This window comes from Polynucleobacter sp. AM-26B4 (assembly GCF_018882285.1).
Classification (GTDB): Bacteria; Pseudomonadota; Gammaproteobacteria; order Burkholderiales; family Burkholderiaceae; genus Polynucleobacter.
Genome location: NZ_JACVOT010000001.1, coordinates 1,055,606 through 1,072,795, shown reverse-complemented (window position 1 = coordinate 1,072,795; position 17,190 = coordinate 1,055,606). Strand labels below are relative to the sequence as shown.

Genomic DNA, 17,190 nt, shown 5'->3' with positions numbered 1-17,190 from the left:
CCGGTGGCTTATTTAACCGCTGCAACAGCTTTAGTAGCTGCTTCAGCCATCGTGTCTGCACTGATGATTGGTAGACCTGACTCAGCTAACATCTTCTTGCCAAGGTCCTCGTTCGTGCCCTTCATACGAACCACCAAAGGCACGTTCAAGTTCACCGCTTTACAGGCTGTGATCACGCCATCGGCAATCACGTCACACTTCATGATGCCGCCGAAAATGTTCACCAAGATAGCTTTCACATCTTTGTTCTTCAACATGATCTTGAATGCTTCTGTTACTTTTTCAGCAGTTGCACCACCACCAACGTCCAAGAAGTTTGCTGGCTCACCACCAAACAACTTGATTGTGTCCATGGTTGCCATCGCCAAACCGGCACCGTTCACCAAGCAACCAATGTTGCCGTCTAATGAAATGTAGGCCAAATCAAATTTAGAAGCTTCTACTTCAGCTGGATCTTCTTCATCCAAATCGCGGTAAGCAACGATTTCTGGATGACGGAACAAAGCATTTGAATCAAAGTTGAACTTAGCGTCCAAAGCCTTGATCTTGCCGTTGCCTTCAAGAATCAATGGGTTGATTTCAACCAATGATGCGTCTGTGTCCATATAAACTTTGTACAAGTTTTGCAAAGCTTCCTTTGCCATCGCTTGTGATGCCTCTGGCACGCCAATACCTTGCGCCAATTTAGTTGCATCAGCGTCTGTTAAACCAACCAATGGGTTCACAAATGCTTTGATGATTTTTTCTGGGGTTTTTTCTGCCACTTCTTCGATATCCATGCCGCCTTCGCTAGACGCCATCACCACCACTGATTGTGTGCCACGATCAGTCAAGATACCTACGTAATATTCTTTTTTGATATCCGCACCGTCCTCAACCAACAAACGGCGAACTTTTTGACCTTCTGGACCTGTTTGGTGAGTCTTTAATTGCATACCCAAAATTTGAGTTGCATAAGTCTTCACTTCATCAAGACTCTTGGCAACCTTAACGCCACCACCTTTACCGCGTCCGCCTGCATGGATTTGGGCCTTCACAACCCAAACTGGGCCACCCAGTTTTTTAGCTGCTTCAACAGCCTCATCAACGCTTAAAGCTGAAATGCCATTTGGCACTGGAACATTGAACTGACGCAAGATTTCCTTGCCTTGGTACTCGTGGATCTTCATTAAGGCTCCCTTTTGAATAGACCGAAATATTAATGTTTTTAGCTTACTTAACTCTGTCTATTTACTATTTTTGCTAAGTAATCTCATTATTATCGCTTTTTCAGGGATTAAGACTCTTTTTTTGAAATTTCCACGGGTGTTAATGGGGCTCCAAACCAAGCCCGGTGATACCTTTTGACTGTTTCACCATCGGTTCTTAAAGCGTGGCATCGGTTGAGTTGAAACGGCATGGTTCCAGACCCTTCGTCTGCAACCTTGAAGATTTCTCCGGCAAATGCCTGAATGGCCACTGTTGGCAAAACCGAACAGAGTTCAGTCATGTGGGAACACCCTGAAATCCCGCTCAATCGCTCTTTTACGGCGCCCCTGAAGCCATTTGCCAGATTAAGCCCTATGAGTTTTCGGTAGTCAGGCTCAATGGTTTTGCAATGATCATCGTAGGGGGCCGCATGTGTTTTAGCCTGGGCATCAACAATATTGAACTTGGTATCAATGGTGACTGTTAAAACCATTTGATGAATGGCTTCACCTCTGGGCTTAACGCCTGAAGCCAAATGAAAGTCTTTATCTTTGACATCTAGCAAGGTGGCTTCAATATCCCACAAACCATCATCGCGACGAAAGGCTTGAGTCTTGATGTCTCTGGTATGTATCAGGGTACGATTGGATGTAGAAGGTGAGCTCATGAACAAAGTCTACACCAGCTAAATTTATCGCGAATCTTCCTCGGATGGCGAGAATCGCCCATCAACAATTCTGGTGACCACGCTCAAAGGAAAACCTTTGGATACCAAGTAACGCATTTGCTTGGATTTCTCTTTTGGATCTTTGGTGACCATTGAATCAAATTTTCGTTGCCACAGTTCCCAAGCTCTGGTGGCATCAGAAATTTTTAGTCGCTCTTTGATTTCCAGCAAAGAGTCGCCTTCAATACCTTGCTGCTTTAATTCATCAACAATTTTCAAGCTGCCATATCGTTCAGATTTACGACGTACCAGGCTCTCAGCGAAACGCTCATCTGATAACCAAGACTGCGCCTCAAGCTTTGTCATAAGCTCATCCAACTCAGTATCAGATTCCGCATAAGGCAAGAGCTTCTTGCGAAGCTCTTGGCGACTATGCTCTCTTCTTGATAAATACCGAAGAGCTCGCCCCATCAAACTTGGGGCTTGCTGTTTAGGCATCCGCTTCTTCTTTAGGGCTGATCACACTACCGGTGTTAACGCCTAATTTTTCGCGAACCCTTGCTTCAATTTCTTTGGCAATTTCAGGATTCTCTTTCAAGAACTCACGTGCATTGTCTTTACCTTGACCAACACGCTCGCCGTTATAGCTGTACCAAGCGCCTGACTTTTCAACGATGTCACACTCAACACCTAAGTCAATGATTTCGCCTTGTCTAGAAATACCTTCTCCGTACATGATGTCAAAGATGGCCTCTCGGAATGGCGGAGATACTTTGTTTTTAACAACCTTCACACGAGTTTCGTTACCAACAATGTCATCGCCTTTTTTGATGCTACCGATGCGACGAATGTCTAAACGCATTGAGGCATAAAACTTCAAAGCATTACCACCAGTGGTTGTTTCAGGTGAACCAAACATCACACCAATCTTCATACGAATTTGGTTAATAAAGATCACCATTGAATTTGTGCGCTTGATTGTTCCTGTTAATTTACGCAAAGCTTGACTCATCAAACGAGCTTGTAAACCAGGTAAAGAATCACCCATGTCGCCTTCAATTTCAGCGCGCGGCACCAAGGCTGCCACAGAGTCAATCACGATCAAATCAATGGAGCCTGAACGAACCAAAGCATCAGCGATTTCCAATGCTTGCTCACCAGTGTCCGGCTGAGAAATTAATAAGTTATTTACATCAACGCCCAATTTAGCTGCGTACTGCACATCCAAAGCATGCTCAGCATCAATGAACGCACATGTACCACCTAACTTTTGCATTTCTGCAACAGCGTGCAAGGTTAAAGTTGTTTTACCTGAAGATTCTGGGCCGTATATCTCAATCACACGGCCTCTGGCCAAACCACCAACGCCCAAGGCAATGTCCAAGCCTAAAGAGCCTGTTGATACCACTTGAATATCCTGGCCAATATCACTGTCACCAAGACGCATGATGGAGCCCTTACCAAATTGTTTTTCAATCTGAGCAAGTGCTGCATTGAGGGCTTTTTGCTTATCAGAGCTCATTCCCTCAATATCAGCGGGGCCTGATCCAGATTTCTTTTTTTGGTCTTCCATGGTCGTCCTTATTTAAAATTAGGTGTATTTTGTCTACACATGAGCAATTTACAGTAATTACTGTATATAAAAACAGTACTCTATGCAAGGATTTTTTTAATACCTAGCTAGAATATGCACTAGAAACTAGTTTATTGCTGCCTAATGTCAGACAATACCTATAAACAAGCAAGATTTTGCTGATTGGGCTGTATGAGAATACTGATTGCAGAAGACGATAGCGTATTAGCTGATGGGTTAACCAGGTCCTTGAGACAGTCTGGTTATGCAGTTGACCATGTCAAAGATGGCCAATCTGCTGATCTCGCCCTATCCGCCCAGGCCTTTGACCTATTGATCCTAGATTTGGGCCTGCCCAAAATGACTGGTCTTGAAGTGCTCAAGCGCCTGCGCTCCAGAAATTCAATGCTCCCTGTTTTGATTTTGACAGCCGCTGACTCTACTGAAGAACGCGTCAAAGGTTTGGACGCGGGTGCCGATGATTACATGGCCAAGCCATTTGCTTTATCTGAACTAGAAGCCAGGGTTCGAGCATTAACGCGACGTGGCACTGGTGGCGGACCAACTGTTGTCAAACACGGTCCATTGCAATTCGACCAAGTAGGTCGCGTGGCTTATATCGATGAAAAGATGCTCGAATTATCTGCACGAGAGCTAGGACTTTTAGAGGTTTTATTGAAAAGAGTGGGCCGCCTTGTTTCCAAAGATCAATTGGTTGATCACTTGTGCGAGTGGGGCGAAGAAGTCAGTAACAACGCGATTGAAGTCTACGTGCATCGTCTGCGCAAAAAAATTGAAGTGGGTGGGATTCGGATTGCCACAATCCGTGGCCTAGGTTATTGCCTAGAAAAATTTCAAGCACCTCCTGAAGCTCCAAAAGTATCTGAAGCTTAATATTTAAGATGGCTGATGTCCGCCCCGCCATTGATGCGGAACTTCAACGACTCTTACCACCGGAGTCATACGGTTTAAAGCATGCCAACAAAGGTCCAAGGTCACTGTTTGGAGAAATCTTAGATTGGATGTTGGCACCGCTTTTATTGTTATGGCCCATGAGTATTGCTGTGACCTATTTGGTTGCGCAATCAATTGCAACCGCTCCATTTGATCGAAGTCTTGAAAACAGTGTTCAAGCCATCTCTCAACAAATTAAAGCAGTTGGCGATGAAATATCACTGACATTGCCAATGTCAGCCAGACAAATTCTGCGCGCTGATGAAAACGATACGATTTACTTTCAGGTCATTGGCCCGCGCGGAGAATTAATTGCGGGCGATAAAGATTTATCTTTGCCAGCAGATGGCGATCCATTGCAAGTGGGCACCATCACTTACCGTGATAGTCGAATTGCCGGCAATGAAGTTCGCATTGCTGCCACTTTGGTCATACTCTCAACGTCGACTGGCCCAAGCCCCGTGATGGTTCAAGTTGCTGAGACCTTAGAAAAAAGATCGCAGCTGGCCAATGAAATCATCAAAGGTGTGATCTTGCCGCAGTTCATCATTTTGCCGATTGTGGTGGTCTTGGTTTGGTTTGGTTTGAGCAGAGGTCTTGCACCATTGAACGCTCTACAAAATAGAATTCGTAATCGTTTGGTTGATGACACCAGCCCAATTGAAGAGCGCGCCGCACCTCAAGAAATCATGCCTTTGATTTCTAGTTTTAATGACGTCTTGTATCAGCTTGAAGATTCTGTGCAATCACAGAAACGATTCATTGCAGATGCCGCTCATCAATTAAAAACACCTTTGGCTGGTCTACGCATGCAGGCGGAATTAGCTCAAAGAGAAAATAGCCCTGAAGAACTGCAAAGATCTTTAGAACAAATTGCCGATAGTTCCACCCGAGCTACTCGCCTTGTACAGCAATTACTGTCATTGGCCAGAATGGAAAACACCAACAAGCTCAGCGAAAAGATTTTGATTGATTTATCGCAATCAGCCGCTGATGCAACTAAAAATTGGTTATCAGCTGCCTGGGAAAAGAACATTGATTTGGGTTATGAGACCAATCAACAGTCACACAAAATGTATGGCAACCCAGTGATGCTTAAAGAGCTATTCAACAACTTACTCGATAACGCCATCAAATACACTCCACCCAATGGCACCGTGACCGTTGATGTGAGACAAGCCAACCAAGCAGGATTGCTGATTGTTGAAGTAAAAGATACTGGACCAGGCATTCCGCCAGAAGAAAGACAGCGAGTTTTAGAGCGCTTCTACCGAGTGCTTGGAAGTGATATTGAGGGCAGTGGTTTGGGTTTAGCCATCGTGAAAGAAATTGCTACACAGCATGGCGGCAAGCTTGAGATTCTAGAAAACATCTATCAAGAATCGCCACTTAAATACGGCACCTGTATGCGCGTTTATCTTCCTGTGGGTACTCCATGAAAACATGGTCTAAAAATAAGCGCCTGATCGCCATCCTATTAAGTATTTGGTTTGTGACAACATTGGTGGTTGGCCTTGCTCCAGAGCCCTTGAGATTTAATTTCTTTGGCTGGAACTTCACTTATTGGTGGGGTGCTCAAGGTGCACTCCTGATTTATTTGGCTCTCATCTGGATTTACGCACACAAGATGCATCAATACGAAAAGAGAAGAAAGCCATAAAAACAAGCCGAAAATAATCTGGCATTAACCCTAAAAATGAAGCGGTCTATGGATTAATTTCATAGATTCATTTCAGTTTCATTGCACAATACTAAAAAACATTCTAACGAGACATCATGCGCAAATTTTGGCCTAACAGCAATTACCAGTTTTTATCTGTCAATCAAGATCGACAGCTGATCATCACAGATGACTTTTTGAAATCTTATTTAAGAAGGCCCGAGCTTGCTCTTATTCCTGAGTCTTGCGCACAGGAACAAAAGATCCATCAATTGCTCACAGATAATCCAAGAGCAACAATCGATCCTGCTGAAATTAAAAAAATGCAAGACCCTGATATTCAGGTGAACTACGAGATCTGGTTGCGCTTCAGGGACAAGTTGGTTCAAGCGCCCACATTAGAGAATTTTTACTTGGGTTTATTTCAAGGCGATGGCGTTGATGTTCCGCCGCTCTTTGTTGATCAATTGACCCAAATACTTTGCCAACATCTCTTAGGTGAAAATCCAAGTGCTATTGAGGCAAGAGCTGCCGAACTTTTATTCAGAATGCAAAAGATCACCATCCTAGAAGATGGTCACATCATGTCAGCCGATCAAATAACTGTTGAGAAATATGCAGAAACTGGTGGCTTTGGCAGCATTGGTGAATTACTCAAACAAAACTCAGCACCTCTAAGAAGCATTGATTTAGATGTCATGATCAAAGACAACGCTGATGACTACTGGGAACGTGATGAGTTGCATGACTTTGTTCTGCAACTGAACTATGACCAAGATGGTGCTGCAGCTCTTAGCAAACTTCTTGAAAAGTGGATCTTTCACTTCCACGGCACCAAAGTCACGATCACCCCTCAAGGTCAAATCTCAGACTCTAAGTGGTCATGGCACATTGGTCTTGATGTGAATGCCACTGAAATTTTGAACGCACTCTATAACGGCGAAACGGTCGACAACTCAAAATTGGCACAAGTCTTGTGTTTATTCAAATTAGAGTTTGTTGACAAAGGTCGCATGCTGCCGGAAATTGCTGGCAAACCTATTTATCTTGCAATGGCCCATGACATTGATAAGTGTCTTAAGTTCAAGCCGCAGAACTTGCTCATCAATTTACCTCTGGCTGAAACCTCTTAAAATCATTAAGAAAGTGATCAAGGTTTAAAACGTTCTTAAACCTTGCAATCACCATGGTTTATTTCCTGATAGCATCCATTTATTAACAATAAATGGTGACTTATGGCCCCTACTTGTCAGTTATGTAATTCTACAAATTTGCATACTCATTCTCAAAATGATGCAAAAAGTAAATCGCCACTTGCCATTTCATTCTGCTCAAATTGCAGCCTTGTTCAGCAGACAGAAATTCCTTCGGATGAAGAATTAAAAATCTACTATTCTCACAATTACCGCCAAGACTATAAAAGTACTTACTCACCAAAGCCAAAGTATGTTCGTCGCGCGGGCATGACCGCATTAGATAGAATTAAATTTCTTGAATCACACGTTCAGTTGTCCAATCAAGTTCTTCTAGATATAGGTGCAGGCGGTGGTGAATTTGTCTACATGGCGCAAAAAAGAGGCCTGCAGTCCAAAGGAATAGAACCCAATCTTGGTTACTCAACATTTTCAAAAGAACAGTATGGCGTTGAAGTTAAAACAGCCATGCTGTCAGATGTTCAGGATTCTTCCGCAGACATCGTGACCTTGTTTCATGTGTTCGAACACATGGCAAAGCCTTTAGAAGTGATGAAAAAGTTGCACTCAAGTATCAAAGAAGGTGGCTATCTGTTCATCGAGGTTCCAAATATTTTGCAAGCGGATGCATCACCACACAATATCTACTTCAAAGCTCACCTCTTCTATTATTCAAAATTCACACTTGCATGTGCTGCCAGTCAGTACTTTGATGTGGTCAAAGTAGAAGAGCAGGGAAACTTAAAAATCCTATTTAAGAAAAAAGTTCAACCCTCTGACAATATTTCTTCAGTTCAGTCGGATCAAATTGAGTACTCTCAAAACAGAATCAAACAAAAAGGTTGGTTTGAATACCTCATTAATGGCAAAGGGATCGTTAAACCTCTCCTCAGAATTGATCGAGTAGTCACAGAATTGTTCATTAAAAAATCCAGCCCCAAAGAAATACTGGATTCACTCTATTCATCTAGAGAAGATTTTTCACGACCACTGTCAAAATACAAGCTCAAAAGAACTGCCGCTTGGTCAAGCGCCGGTGGCTTGGGATTTATCGCAATCGAAGCATTTTGTTGATTAGCCAAGAGTGCAAAAGATTCGCAACCTTAGTATTTACCGTCTATAAGTTGCTTAAAGACCGCTTGGCTAGGTGAAATTAGCAAAATAAGCTATACTTTCGGTCTTTGGCGAATTAGCTCAGCCGGTTAGAGCGACGGAATCATAATCCGCAGGTCCGGGGTTCGAATCCCTGATTCGCCACCAATTTCCCCTCTCGCAGCATCAATCGATGAATGCGGGTTTGATTGAAAAGCCTCAAGGCTTCAATTTCAACTACTAAATCCCAGAAATACCCAGATACCTTCAACATCTTCATTCCGGTAGTCACTGGTATTTACCTAGTTCTTATGTGGAATTTCGGTGTTTTCAGTGGCTTACAATAGAGCCCATAACGATTTGAATACCCAAGGCCATCAATGAACCCAACAACCTTACAAATTATCGCCACAACACTTTTTGCTATTGCGGTGTTGCACACATTTTCATCATCATTTTTTGAGCATTTAGCTCATAAGCAGCCCAACCACTCTGGCCTATGGCACTTGCTTGGTGAAGTTGAGGCTGTTTTTGGTTTTTGGGCGATGATCTTAATTGTGTTCATGGCATTTGCTGCTGGCGGTTATCAGCCTTCCGTTGAGTATTTAGAAAGCAGAAACTACACAGAGCCTTTATTTGTATTTGCCATCATGGTTGTGGCAGCAAGTCGTCCTGTGTTGCATTTTGCGTCAGAGTTAGTCCGATTGGTGTCTGGTTTACTTAGTCAGTTATTCCGCATCAACAATGTCACCACCAGTTATTTTGTGACACTTGCGATGGTTCCATTGCTTGGCTCATTCATCACTGAACCAGCAGCGATGACTTTGGCGGCACTGCTTTTAAAGAAGAAAGTATTCAGTCAAACATCGAACGCGAAATTAATGTACTTAACGATTGGCGTGTTGTTCGTTAATATTTCTATTGGTGGCGCATTAACCAGCTTTGCTGCTCCTCCAATCTTGATGGTGGCAAGCGCCTGGGGTTGGGACACTGCTTACGTTTTCCAAACATTTGGTGTTAAAGCAGCTTTAGCAGTTGTCATTAACGCTACGCTGGTGACATTACTGGTTCGCAAAGATTTACCTAAGGCCAATGCAAACCATCAGAACGATGTGATGCCACTCTTTGTTGTGGCAGTTCACTTGCTATTCTTAGCTGGCATTGTTGTGTTTGCTCACCACCCAGTGGTGTTCATGGGCCTTCTTCTTTTCTTCATGGGCTACACACACGCTTACGCTAAGTTTCAAAGTCCTTTGCTACTAAAAGAAGCGTTGATGGTTGCCTTCTTCTTAGCTGGATTGGTTGTGCTTGGCGGTATGCAGCAATGGTGGTTACAACCTATTTTGGAAAACATGAGCAGCACGCTGGTTTACTACGGTGCAACAGCATTGACTGCCATCACTGATAACGCAGCTCTTACCTATCTAGGATCATTGGTAGAAGGTACCAGCGAAGAGTTCAAATATGCATTGGTTGCTGGCGCCATCACTGGCGGCGGTTTGACCGTGATTGCGAATGCACCAAATCCTGCTGGCATGTCCATTCTTCGCGAACATTTCCCTGATGGCAGCGTTTCTGCTCTGTGGTTATTTTTGGCAGCTTTGCCGCCAACCATCATTGCAATCATTGCGTTTCAGTTCATCTAAGCAATGAAAAAAGTTTATATCAAAACCTTCGGTTGTCAGATGAATGAATATGATTCTGACAAGATGGCGGACGTGCTCCACTATCACGATGGCATGGTAAAAACTGATACACCAGAAGATGCAGACTTAATTCTTTTAAATACTTGCTCCGTTCGCGAAAAGGCTCAAGAAAAAGTTTTCTCTGATTTGGGTCGACTACGCGAATTAAAGTTAAAAAGACCTGAACTGATAATTGGTGTTGGCGGTTGTGTTGCCAGCCAAGAAGGTAAACACATCGTTAACCGCGCACCTTATGTTGACATTGTGTTTGGTCCACAAACTCTGCACAGACTTCCTGAACTGATTCAGGCACGACAATCAAGCGGCCTATCTCAGGTTGACATCAGCTTTCCAGAAATTGAAAAATTTGATAACTTGCCACCTGCCAAAGTTGAAGGCGGTGCAGCGTATGTGTCCATCATGGAAGGCTGCTCTAAATATTGCAGCTATTGCGTGGTTCCCTACACAAGGGGCGAAGAAGTTTCTAGGCCATTTGAAGATGTTTTAACTGAAGTGGCTGGCTTGGCTCAACAAGGTGTTCAGGAGATTCAATTATTGGGTCAGAACGTGAATGCCTACAGAGGCAGCATCGCAGGATCAAGTGAAATTGCTGACTTTGCGATGCTATTGGAATATGTGGCAGAAATACCAGGCGTTGAAAGAATTCGTTTCACGACCAGCCACCCTAAAGAATTCACACAACGCTTGATTGATGCCTACACAAAGATTCCTAAGCTTGTGAATCACCTGCACCTACCAGTTCAGCATGGCTCAGACAGGGTTTTAGCCAACATGAAACGCGGCTATACCATCTTAGAATACAAAAGCATCATCAAAAAGATGAAGGCTGTACGTCCTGGCATCTCTATTTCAAGTGACTTCATCGTTGGCTTCCCTGGCGAAACAGAGGAAGATTTTGAACAACTGATGAAGTTGGTCAAAGAAGTTAAATTTGATAACAGCTATTGCTTCACTTACAGCGAGAGACCAGGAACTCCTGCCGCCAATCTTGTGGATGACGTTCCATTGGCAGTTAAGAATGACCGTCTCAAACGATTGGTGTCTCAGATTGATCAGCACGTATTAGAAATCAATCAAAGCATGGTCGGTAAAACTGAGCTTGCCATGGTTGAAAGCATGGCACGCGATGGCATTCATTTGCAATGCCGCACAGAAAATGGTCGCGTCGCTCTAATCAATGCTGGCTCAGATCAAGCCAAACGTCTGATCGGTAAATTAATGCCTGTGACATTCACTGAAGCCATGCCGCATTCTTTGCGTGGCGAATTGATGATTCAGGAATAAATTAAAAATGAGCAAAGCATTTAAGCTAACACTCGATGTTCAATTTGCAAGCGAATCCCTTGAGCAAACTTGGTCACCACTGATCAGCAAGAGAAAAATTGGTAACTGGATTAAAAAAGCTTTGCAACAAGACGCCAGAATGACTGTGAGATTTGTTGGCAATGCGGAGAGTAAAAAACTAAACGCGACATATCGACACAAAGACTACGCGACCAATATCCTCACATTTCCCTACGACATTGATCCTGCTAGCAATGCTCTGAACGCTGATTTGGTCATTTGCTTGCCGGCGCTTAAAAAAGAAGCTTTAGCTCAAAAAAAATCCATTGAGCAACATTTGATACATTTGATTGTTCACGGCACGCTTCATGCCCAAGGTTTTGATCATGAAGATGAAATTGAGGCTGAAGCAATGGAAGAGCTTGAAATCAATATTCTAAAAAGTCTTAAACAGGCAAACCCTTACTGCTGAATTTAAATAAATCAGTTATTCTTACTCATTATGACAACTGAACCTGAGTCGAAAAGCCTCTTAGAACGCATCAGTGCCCTGCTGACGCCAAGCCCTTCTTCACCATTAGAGCAGCGCCGCGAGCTACTAGAAACCCTCAAAGAAGCACAAGCCGATGGCCTCATCGATGCAGATGCCTTATCAATGATTGAGGGCGTTTTTCAGGTCAGCGAACTTTCAGCCAGAGATATTTTGATCCCTAGAGCTCAAATTGACTGGATCGATATCAATGAATCAGTTGAAGACACGATTGCAGAAGTCATCCGAGCTGCTCACTCACGATTCCCCGTATACGAAAACAACCGCGATAACGTGATTGGAATTTTGCTTGCGAAAGACCTTCTACGTCATTCTCAAGAAGAAGACTTTCAATTGCGCGACTGGTTAAGACCCGCGGTCTTCATTCCTGAATCAAAACGCTTGAGTGTGCTTTTGAAAGACTTCAGAGAGCATCGCAATCACATCGCCATCGTTGTTGATGAGTATGGTGGTGTTGCAGGTTTGGTGACGATTGAAGACGTGCTTGAACAAATTGTGGGTGACATTGAGGATGAACATGACACCGATGACATTGAAGACAACATCATCAATGTCAGTGAAACAAAATTTAGAATTCGTGGCATCACTGAACTAGAGCAAGTCAATGAAGCTCTAGGAACTAACTTTGCGGATGAAGACAATGACACCCTTGCTGGTTTTATCTTAAAGAAATTAGGCAGGGTTCCACACAAAGGTGAATCCATCACCATTGAAAATATCCTGTTTGAGATTCAACGTGCAGATGCTAGACAAGTGCACGTTTTATTAGCCACCAAATTAGAAATTGATTAAAGCCTTACTTTTTTTCCTACTAGGAAGTATCTGCGCTTGGTTGATTGAGTTGCCATTTGGCGGCTGGTTCTTAATTCTGGGCTTAGCCCTATACATTCATTTTATTTTTAAAGAACAAGGGGCATTCCTTTTTGCCTGGCTGTTTGGTTTGGGATATTTCTGCAATGCACTGTGGTGGATTTATGTCAGCTTACATGACGTAGGGAAAATCGCTGCACCCATTTCTGCTCTAGCTGTAATTGCACTATCAGCATACTTAGCATTATTTCCAGCAGCTGCCCTCAAGCTGACTCATCAATTTCACTCTTCTGCTGCCAGAGTTTTAGGACTTGCCAGCGCCTGGGTAATCATGGAGTGGGCCAGAGGTCAATTATTCACAGGCTTCCCTTGGGCGGGTCTTGCTGAATCTCAAGTGGATGGCCCATTCTTTGCCTGGGCAACCATTTTTGGCGGCCTGGCTTGTGCGTGGTTTTGCATTGCCTTAGCTGCGTATCTCAGCCAAGGCAAACACAATCTATTCACCAAGTGTGTTGCATCTATCGCCATCATTTCAGCCAGTCACGCTTTGGGGTTAATTTCATTCACAGAACCCATTGGCAGACCAATTGATGTGACTTTGATTCAAGGTAATTTTGAACAGTCCCTCAAATTTGACCCCGAATACATTCACCAACAAGTTGGTTTTTATTCAAACGCAATCAAAAATAGCGATAGTCATTTAGTGGTTGCACCTGAAACTGCCTTTCCTCTCCCTCTTAAGGCAATTCCACAAGAACTAATATCGGACATAAAACCAACTATTGCCAAAAAGAATGTGATTCTTGGCGTGGTGAGTACAGGTCCTTCTGGCTTACCAACTAATTCGGCAATTGCCTTGAATCAAGGTAACTTGATTTATCAATACGATAAAAGTCACTTGGTTCCATTTGGCGAATTCATACCATGGGGATTTCAATGGTTCGTCGATTTATTCAAAGTACCCCTCGGTAATTTTGAGCGTGGCTCAATGGCACAAATGCCTTATATCCTTGATCAAGGCACAGACCAAATTGCTATTGGTCTGATGATTTGCTACGAGGACGTTTTTGGCGATGAACTCGCCAAAAGACAAAGAAACTCCTCGCTCGAACATCATTTGTGGATTAACTTAACAAATCTGGCTTGGTTTGGAGAGAGTCAAGCCCCAGAGCAGCAACTCAGATTGGCCCGCCTAAGATCTATTGAAACTGGCATTCCTACTTTAAGGGCAACAAATACTGGGGTTACGGCAGTGATCGATTCTCAAGGTCAGGTTGTTTATGAGTTGCCTAAATTTCAGCAGGCCACCCTCAAAACAAGTGTTCAAGCTTATTCAGGTAAAACGCCCTATGTTTGGTTGGGAGATTTACCCATTTTGATCATCAGCGCCCTTTTCCTAGTATTTGCCTGGTATCAGAACAAAAAATAAGGTCATACGGTCGCAAGAAAGGTAAAATCACTGGGTTCAGGAAACCTAATATATGCTTACCTTTCAGCAAGTTATTCTTACTCTTCAAAATTACTGGGACCAACAAGGTTGTGCCCTTCTTCAGCCCGTCGACCTAGAGGTTGGCGCCGGCACATCCCATACAGCAACATTTTTAAGGGCCATTGGTCCGGAGCCATGGAAGGCTGCTTATGTGCAACCTTCACGCCGCCCTAAAGATGGTCGATATGGCGAAAACCCAAATCGCTTACAACACTACTACCAATACCAAGTAGTGTTAAAGCCAGCCCCCGAAAATATTTTAGATTTGTACCTTGGGAGCTTAGAAGCTTTAGGTTTGGATCTGAAACAAAATGACATTCGTTTTGTTGAAGATGACTGGGAAAATCCAACACTTGGTGCTTGGGGTCTTGGTTGGGAAGTTTGGCTCAATGGTATGGAAGTAACGCAGTTCACTTATTTTCAACAAGTGGGTGGCATCGACTGCAAACCAATTTTGGGTGAAATCACTTATGGCTTAGAACGCTTGGCCATGTATTTGCAAAAAGTTGAAAACGTTTACGACTTGGTCTGGACCGAAGGCGTCAGTTACGGCGACGTCTACCATCAGAACGAAGTTGAGCAATCAACCTACAACTTTGAATACTCAAATGCAGATTTGTTATTCCAGCAATTCACGAATTATGAGAGTGAAGCCAAACGGTTGATGGAAATTCCTTTGGCACTACCTGCTTATGAAATGGTTTTAAAGGCAGCTCATACATTTAACTTATTAGATGCTCGTGGTGCAATTTCAGTCACAGAGCGAGCAGCATATATCGGTCGCATCCGCAACTTATCTCGCAGCGTTGCACAAGCTTATTTCGAGTCTAGAGAAAAGTTAGGCTTCCCGATGTGTCAACCGATGAGTCAAACATTAGGGGGTGCAAAATGAGCCACGCCCCATTGATCATTGAATTATTCACAGAAGAACTTCCGCCAAAGGCTTTAAAGAAGTTTGGTCAGAGTTTTTCTGAAAACATTGAACAATCACTGAATGCCCAAGGTTTATTAGGTTCATCAAGTGTGACCACCAGCTACGCCACACCGCGCAGACTGGCCGTTCACTTATCAGACGTCTTAGCAAAAGCGCCTAATCGACAAGTCAAAGAAAAGTTACTGCCAGTAGCGATTGCACTCGATGCGAATGGACAAGCAACCGCGCCTTTATTAAAAAAGCTAGCTGCTTTAGGTCATCCTGATATCAGCTTAGATAAATTAGAAAAACAAGGCAGTGATAAAGCAGAAACTTTTTACTTGAATGTTGAAGTCACTGGTCAAACCTTGGCTGCAGGATTACAAGCGGCTTTAGAGCAAGCCATCAGCAAGTTACCAATCCCTAAATTGATGCGCTATCAAATCGCACCAGGAACGGCTCAAGTCAAAGATGTTGAATTTGTACGACCTGCTCACGGCTTGGTAGCCATGCATGGTGCGGAGATCATCAACATTGAAGCTTTGGGCTTGAAAGCTCACAACACGACCCTGGGTCATCGCTTTTTATCAAATGGCACTTTGACCATCAAGCATGCTGACGAGTACGCTAAAACTCTAGAAACATCTGGCAAAGTGATTGCCAGCTACAACAACCGTCTTGAAAAAATTCGTGAGTCATTGCTCAAAGCTTCGAATGGTCACTCAGTGCTAATGCCAGAGTCTCTTTTAGAAGAAGTTTGCTCATTGGTTGAGTGGCCAGTTGTTTACACCTGTGAGTTCGAAAAAGAATTCTTGGAAGTTCCTCAAGAGTGTCTGATTCTGACCATGCAGACGAATCAAAAATATTTTGCGATGACCGACAAAAACGGCAAGCTGGTCAATCAATTTTTGATTGTTTCAAATATTGAAACATCAACTCCTGAAGCCATCATCTCCGGTAACGAACGAGTGGTGAGACCTCGCTTAGCGGATGCAAAATTCTTTTACGAGCAAGACCGCAAAAAAACTTTGTTTGAGCGTACCGCCCTTTTATCGAAGGTGGTTTATCACAACAAATTGGGTACTCAATTAGAAAGAACTGAAAGAGTTGCCAAAATTGCTGAAGTGATTGGTAACGAACTCAAGAAACATCAAAGCTCGATTGACGTTAGTCTGGCAGTGCGCGCAGCGCAACTGGCCAAGGCTGACTTACTGACTGATATGGTTGGCGAGTTCCCAGAGCTTCAAGGCATCATGGGTCGCTATTACGCTCTGAACGATAAAGAGCATCCTGATGTCGCCGCAGCTTGCATGGAGCACTATGCACCAAGGTTTGCAGGAGATGCCCTACCGGTGACTGATACGGGCACCATTTTGGCTCTTGCTGATAAGCTAGAAACCCTTGTGGGTATTTGGGGCATTGGTTTGGCACCAACTGGTGAAAAAGATCCATTTGCTTTGCGTCGCCACGCATTGGGCATCTGTAGGATTCTTTTAGAGAAGAAACTGCCTCTGAATATCCGTGATGTACTGCAATCGACAATCAAGCAATTCTCACAAGCTGAAGTTCATCAAAATTCTTCAATTGATGTGATTCATGGTTTTATTTTGGATCGCTTAAGAGCCTATCTAAAAGATCAGCAGTGGGATGGCAAAAACTATTCAACCAATGAAGTTGAATCTGTTGTCAGCCAAATGCCTGTTGTTTTTGGTGATGTTCTTGAAAGACTGAAAGCCGTTAGATTGTTCAGTGCTTTAGATGAGTCAACAGCTCTAGCAGCTGCTAACAAGAGAATTGGAAACATTCTGAAGAAGGTTGATTTCAAGATACCTGACAGCGTTGATAACAATCTACTCACTTTGGATGCTGAGAAATCTTTGGCTAAAGCTTTGGATCAAATTCTGCCGCAGGTGAATCAGTCTTTTAAAAATGGTCAGTTCACAGAAGCTTTACAAGCTTTTGCTACTTTAAGACTCGATGTTGATAACTTCTTCAACGATGTCATGGTGATGGATCCTGACACCAAGCTAAGAGATAACCGCCTTGCTTTACTTGAAAAAATGCATGGCCTCATGAATCAAGTTGCTGATATTGGTAAATTAGCCAGCTAA

16 protein-coding genes and 1 tRNA gene are annotated in these 17,190 nt (G+C 43.4%); 13 read left to right on the top strand and 4 right to left on the bottom strand.

The features are described from left to right. Positions 1-8: 8 nt before the first annotated feature. The 4 genes from sucC to recA all read right to left on the bottom strand — a co-directional run bounded on the left by sucC (position 9) and on the right by recA (position 3,428). Positions 9-1,169 (bottom strand): ADP-forming succinate--CoA ligase subunit beta, encoded by a 1,161-nt coding sequence (gene sucC / locus ICE88_RS05455; protein WP_216250271.1) that lies wholly within the window; start codon positions 1,167-1,169, stop codon positions 9-11. A gap of 107 nt (positions 1,170-1,276) precedes the next feature. Beyond that, positions 1,277-1,855 (bottom strand): DUF2889 domain-containing protein, encoded by a 579-nt coding sequence (locus ICE88_RS05450; protein ID WP_216250268.1) that lies wholly within the window; start codon positions 1,853-1,855, stop codon positions 1,277-1,279. Positions 1,856-1,879: 24 nt separating this feature from the next. Continuing rightward, positions 1,880-2,353 (bottom strand): recombination regulator RecX, encoded by a 474-nt coding sequence (recX, locus tag ICE88_RS05445; protein ID WP_216250265.1) that lies wholly within the window; start codon positions 2,351-2,353, stop codon positions 1,880-1,882. Beyond that, on the bottom strand, positions 2,346-3,428 hold the full coding sequence (recA, locus tag ICE88_RS05440; RefSeq protein WP_215290349.1) for a recombinase RecA: 1,083 nt from the start codon (positions 3,426-3,428) through the stop codon (positions 2,346-2,348). The genes recX and recA overlap by 8 nt, the downstream gene beginning before the upstream one ends. A 192-nt stretch (positions 3,429-3,620) precedes the next feature. On the opposite strand from recA, the gene ICE88_RS05435 reads away from it, so the two are divergent. The 13 genes from ICE88_RS05435 (at position 3,621) to glyS (ending at position 17,190) form a co-directional block, all read left to right on the top strand. Beyond that, positions 3,621-4,322 (top strand): response regulator transcription factor, encoded by a 702-nt coding sequence (locus tag ICE88_RS05435; RefSeq protein WP_216250263.1) that lies wholly within the window; start codon positions 3,621-3,623, stop codon positions 4,320-4,322. An 8-nt stretch (positions 4,323-4,330) separates the two neighbouring features. Beyond that, complete coding sequence (locus ICE88_RS05430) at positions 4,331-5,821, top strand: sensor histidine kinase (protein ID WP_216250261.1); 1,491 nt, start codon at positions 4,331-4,333, stop codon at positions 5,819-5,821. After that, positions 5,818-6,042 carry a DUF4212 domain-containing protein gene (locus tag ICE88_RS05425; protein ID WP_216250258.1) on the top strand — a complete coding sequence of 75 codons (225 nt, stop codon included), beginning with the start codon at positions 5,818-5,820 and terminating at the stop codon, positions 6,040-6,042. The genes ICE88_RS05430 and ICE88_RS05425 overlap by 4 nt, the downstream gene beginning before the upstream one ends. A gap of 116 nt (positions 6,043-6,158) precedes the next feature. Then, positions 6,159-7,175, top strand: a complete 1,017-nt coding sequence (locus ICE88_RS05420) for a DUF6352 family protein (RefSeq protein WP_216250254.1) — start codon at positions 6,159-6,161, stop codon at positions 7,173-7,175. Positions 7,176-7,505: 330 nt separating this feature from the next. Continuing rightward, positions 7,506-8,309, top strand: coding sequence for a bifunctional 2-polyprenyl-6-hydroxyphenol methylase/3-demethylubiquinol 3-O-methyltransferase UbiG (locus ICE88_RS05415; RefSeq protein WP_216250250.1), 804 nt, complete (start codon positions 7,506-7,508; stop codon positions 8,307-8,309). Positions 8,310-8,418: 109 nt separating this feature from the next. Further along, positions 8,419-8,495: transfer RNA gene (locus tag ICE88_RS05410), tRNA-Met, on the top strand. A 212-nt stretch (positions 8,496-8,707) separates the two neighbouring features. Next, positions 8,708-9,973, top strand: a complete 1,266-nt coding sequence (locus tag ICE88_RS05405) for a putative Na+/H+ antiporter (RefSeq protein ID WP_216250248.1) — start codon at positions 8,708-8,710, stop codon at positions 9,971-9,973. Between the two features lie 3 nt (positions 9,974-9,976). Next, on the top strand, positions 9,977-11,317 hold the full coding sequence (miaB, locus tag ICE88_RS05400) for a tRNA (N6-isopentenyl adenosine(37)-C2)-methylthiotransferase MiaB (protein ID WP_216250246.1): 1,341 nt from the start codon (positions 9,977-9,979) through the stop codon (positions 11,315-11,317). A 7-nt stretch (positions 11,318-11,324) separates the two neighbouring features. Further along, on the top strand, positions 11,325-11,789 hold the full coding sequence (gene ybeY / locus ICE88_RS05395; protein WP_216250243.1) for an rRNA maturation RNase YbeY: 465 nt from the start codon (positions 11,325-11,327) through the stop codon (positions 11,787-11,789). Between the two features lie 30 nt (positions 11,790-11,819). Further along, a complete protein-coding gene (locus ICE88_RS05390; protein ID WP_216250242.1) occupies positions 11,820-12,659 on the top strand; it encodes an HlyC/CorC family transporter in 840 nt (279 codons plus the stop codon). Further along, positions 12,652-14,106, top strand: coding sequence for an apolipoprotein N-acyltransferase (lnt, locus tag ICE88_RS05385; RefSeq protein ID WP_216250240.1), 1,455 nt, complete (start codon positions 12,652-12,654; stop codon positions 14,104-14,106). The genes ICE88_RS05390 and lnt overlap by 8 nt, the downstream gene beginning before the upstream one ends. 52 nt (positions 14,107-14,158) lie before the next feature. Continuing rightward, the gene (glyQ, locus tag ICE88_RS05380) at positions 14,159-15,058 is read left to right on the top strand and encodes a glycine--tRNA ligase subunit alpha (protein ID WP_216250237.1); all 900 of its coding nucleotides are present in this window, start codon (positions 14,159-14,161) and stop codon (positions 15,056-15,058) included. Further along, the gene (gene glyS, locus ICE88_RS05375; RefSeq protein ID WP_216250235.1) at positions 15,055-17,190 is read left to right on the top strand and encodes a glycine--tRNA ligase subunit beta; all 2,136 of its coding nucleotides are present in this window, start codon (positions 15,055-15,057) and stop codon (positions 17,188-17,190) included. The genes glyQ and glyS overlap by 4 nt, the downstream gene beginning before the upstream one ends.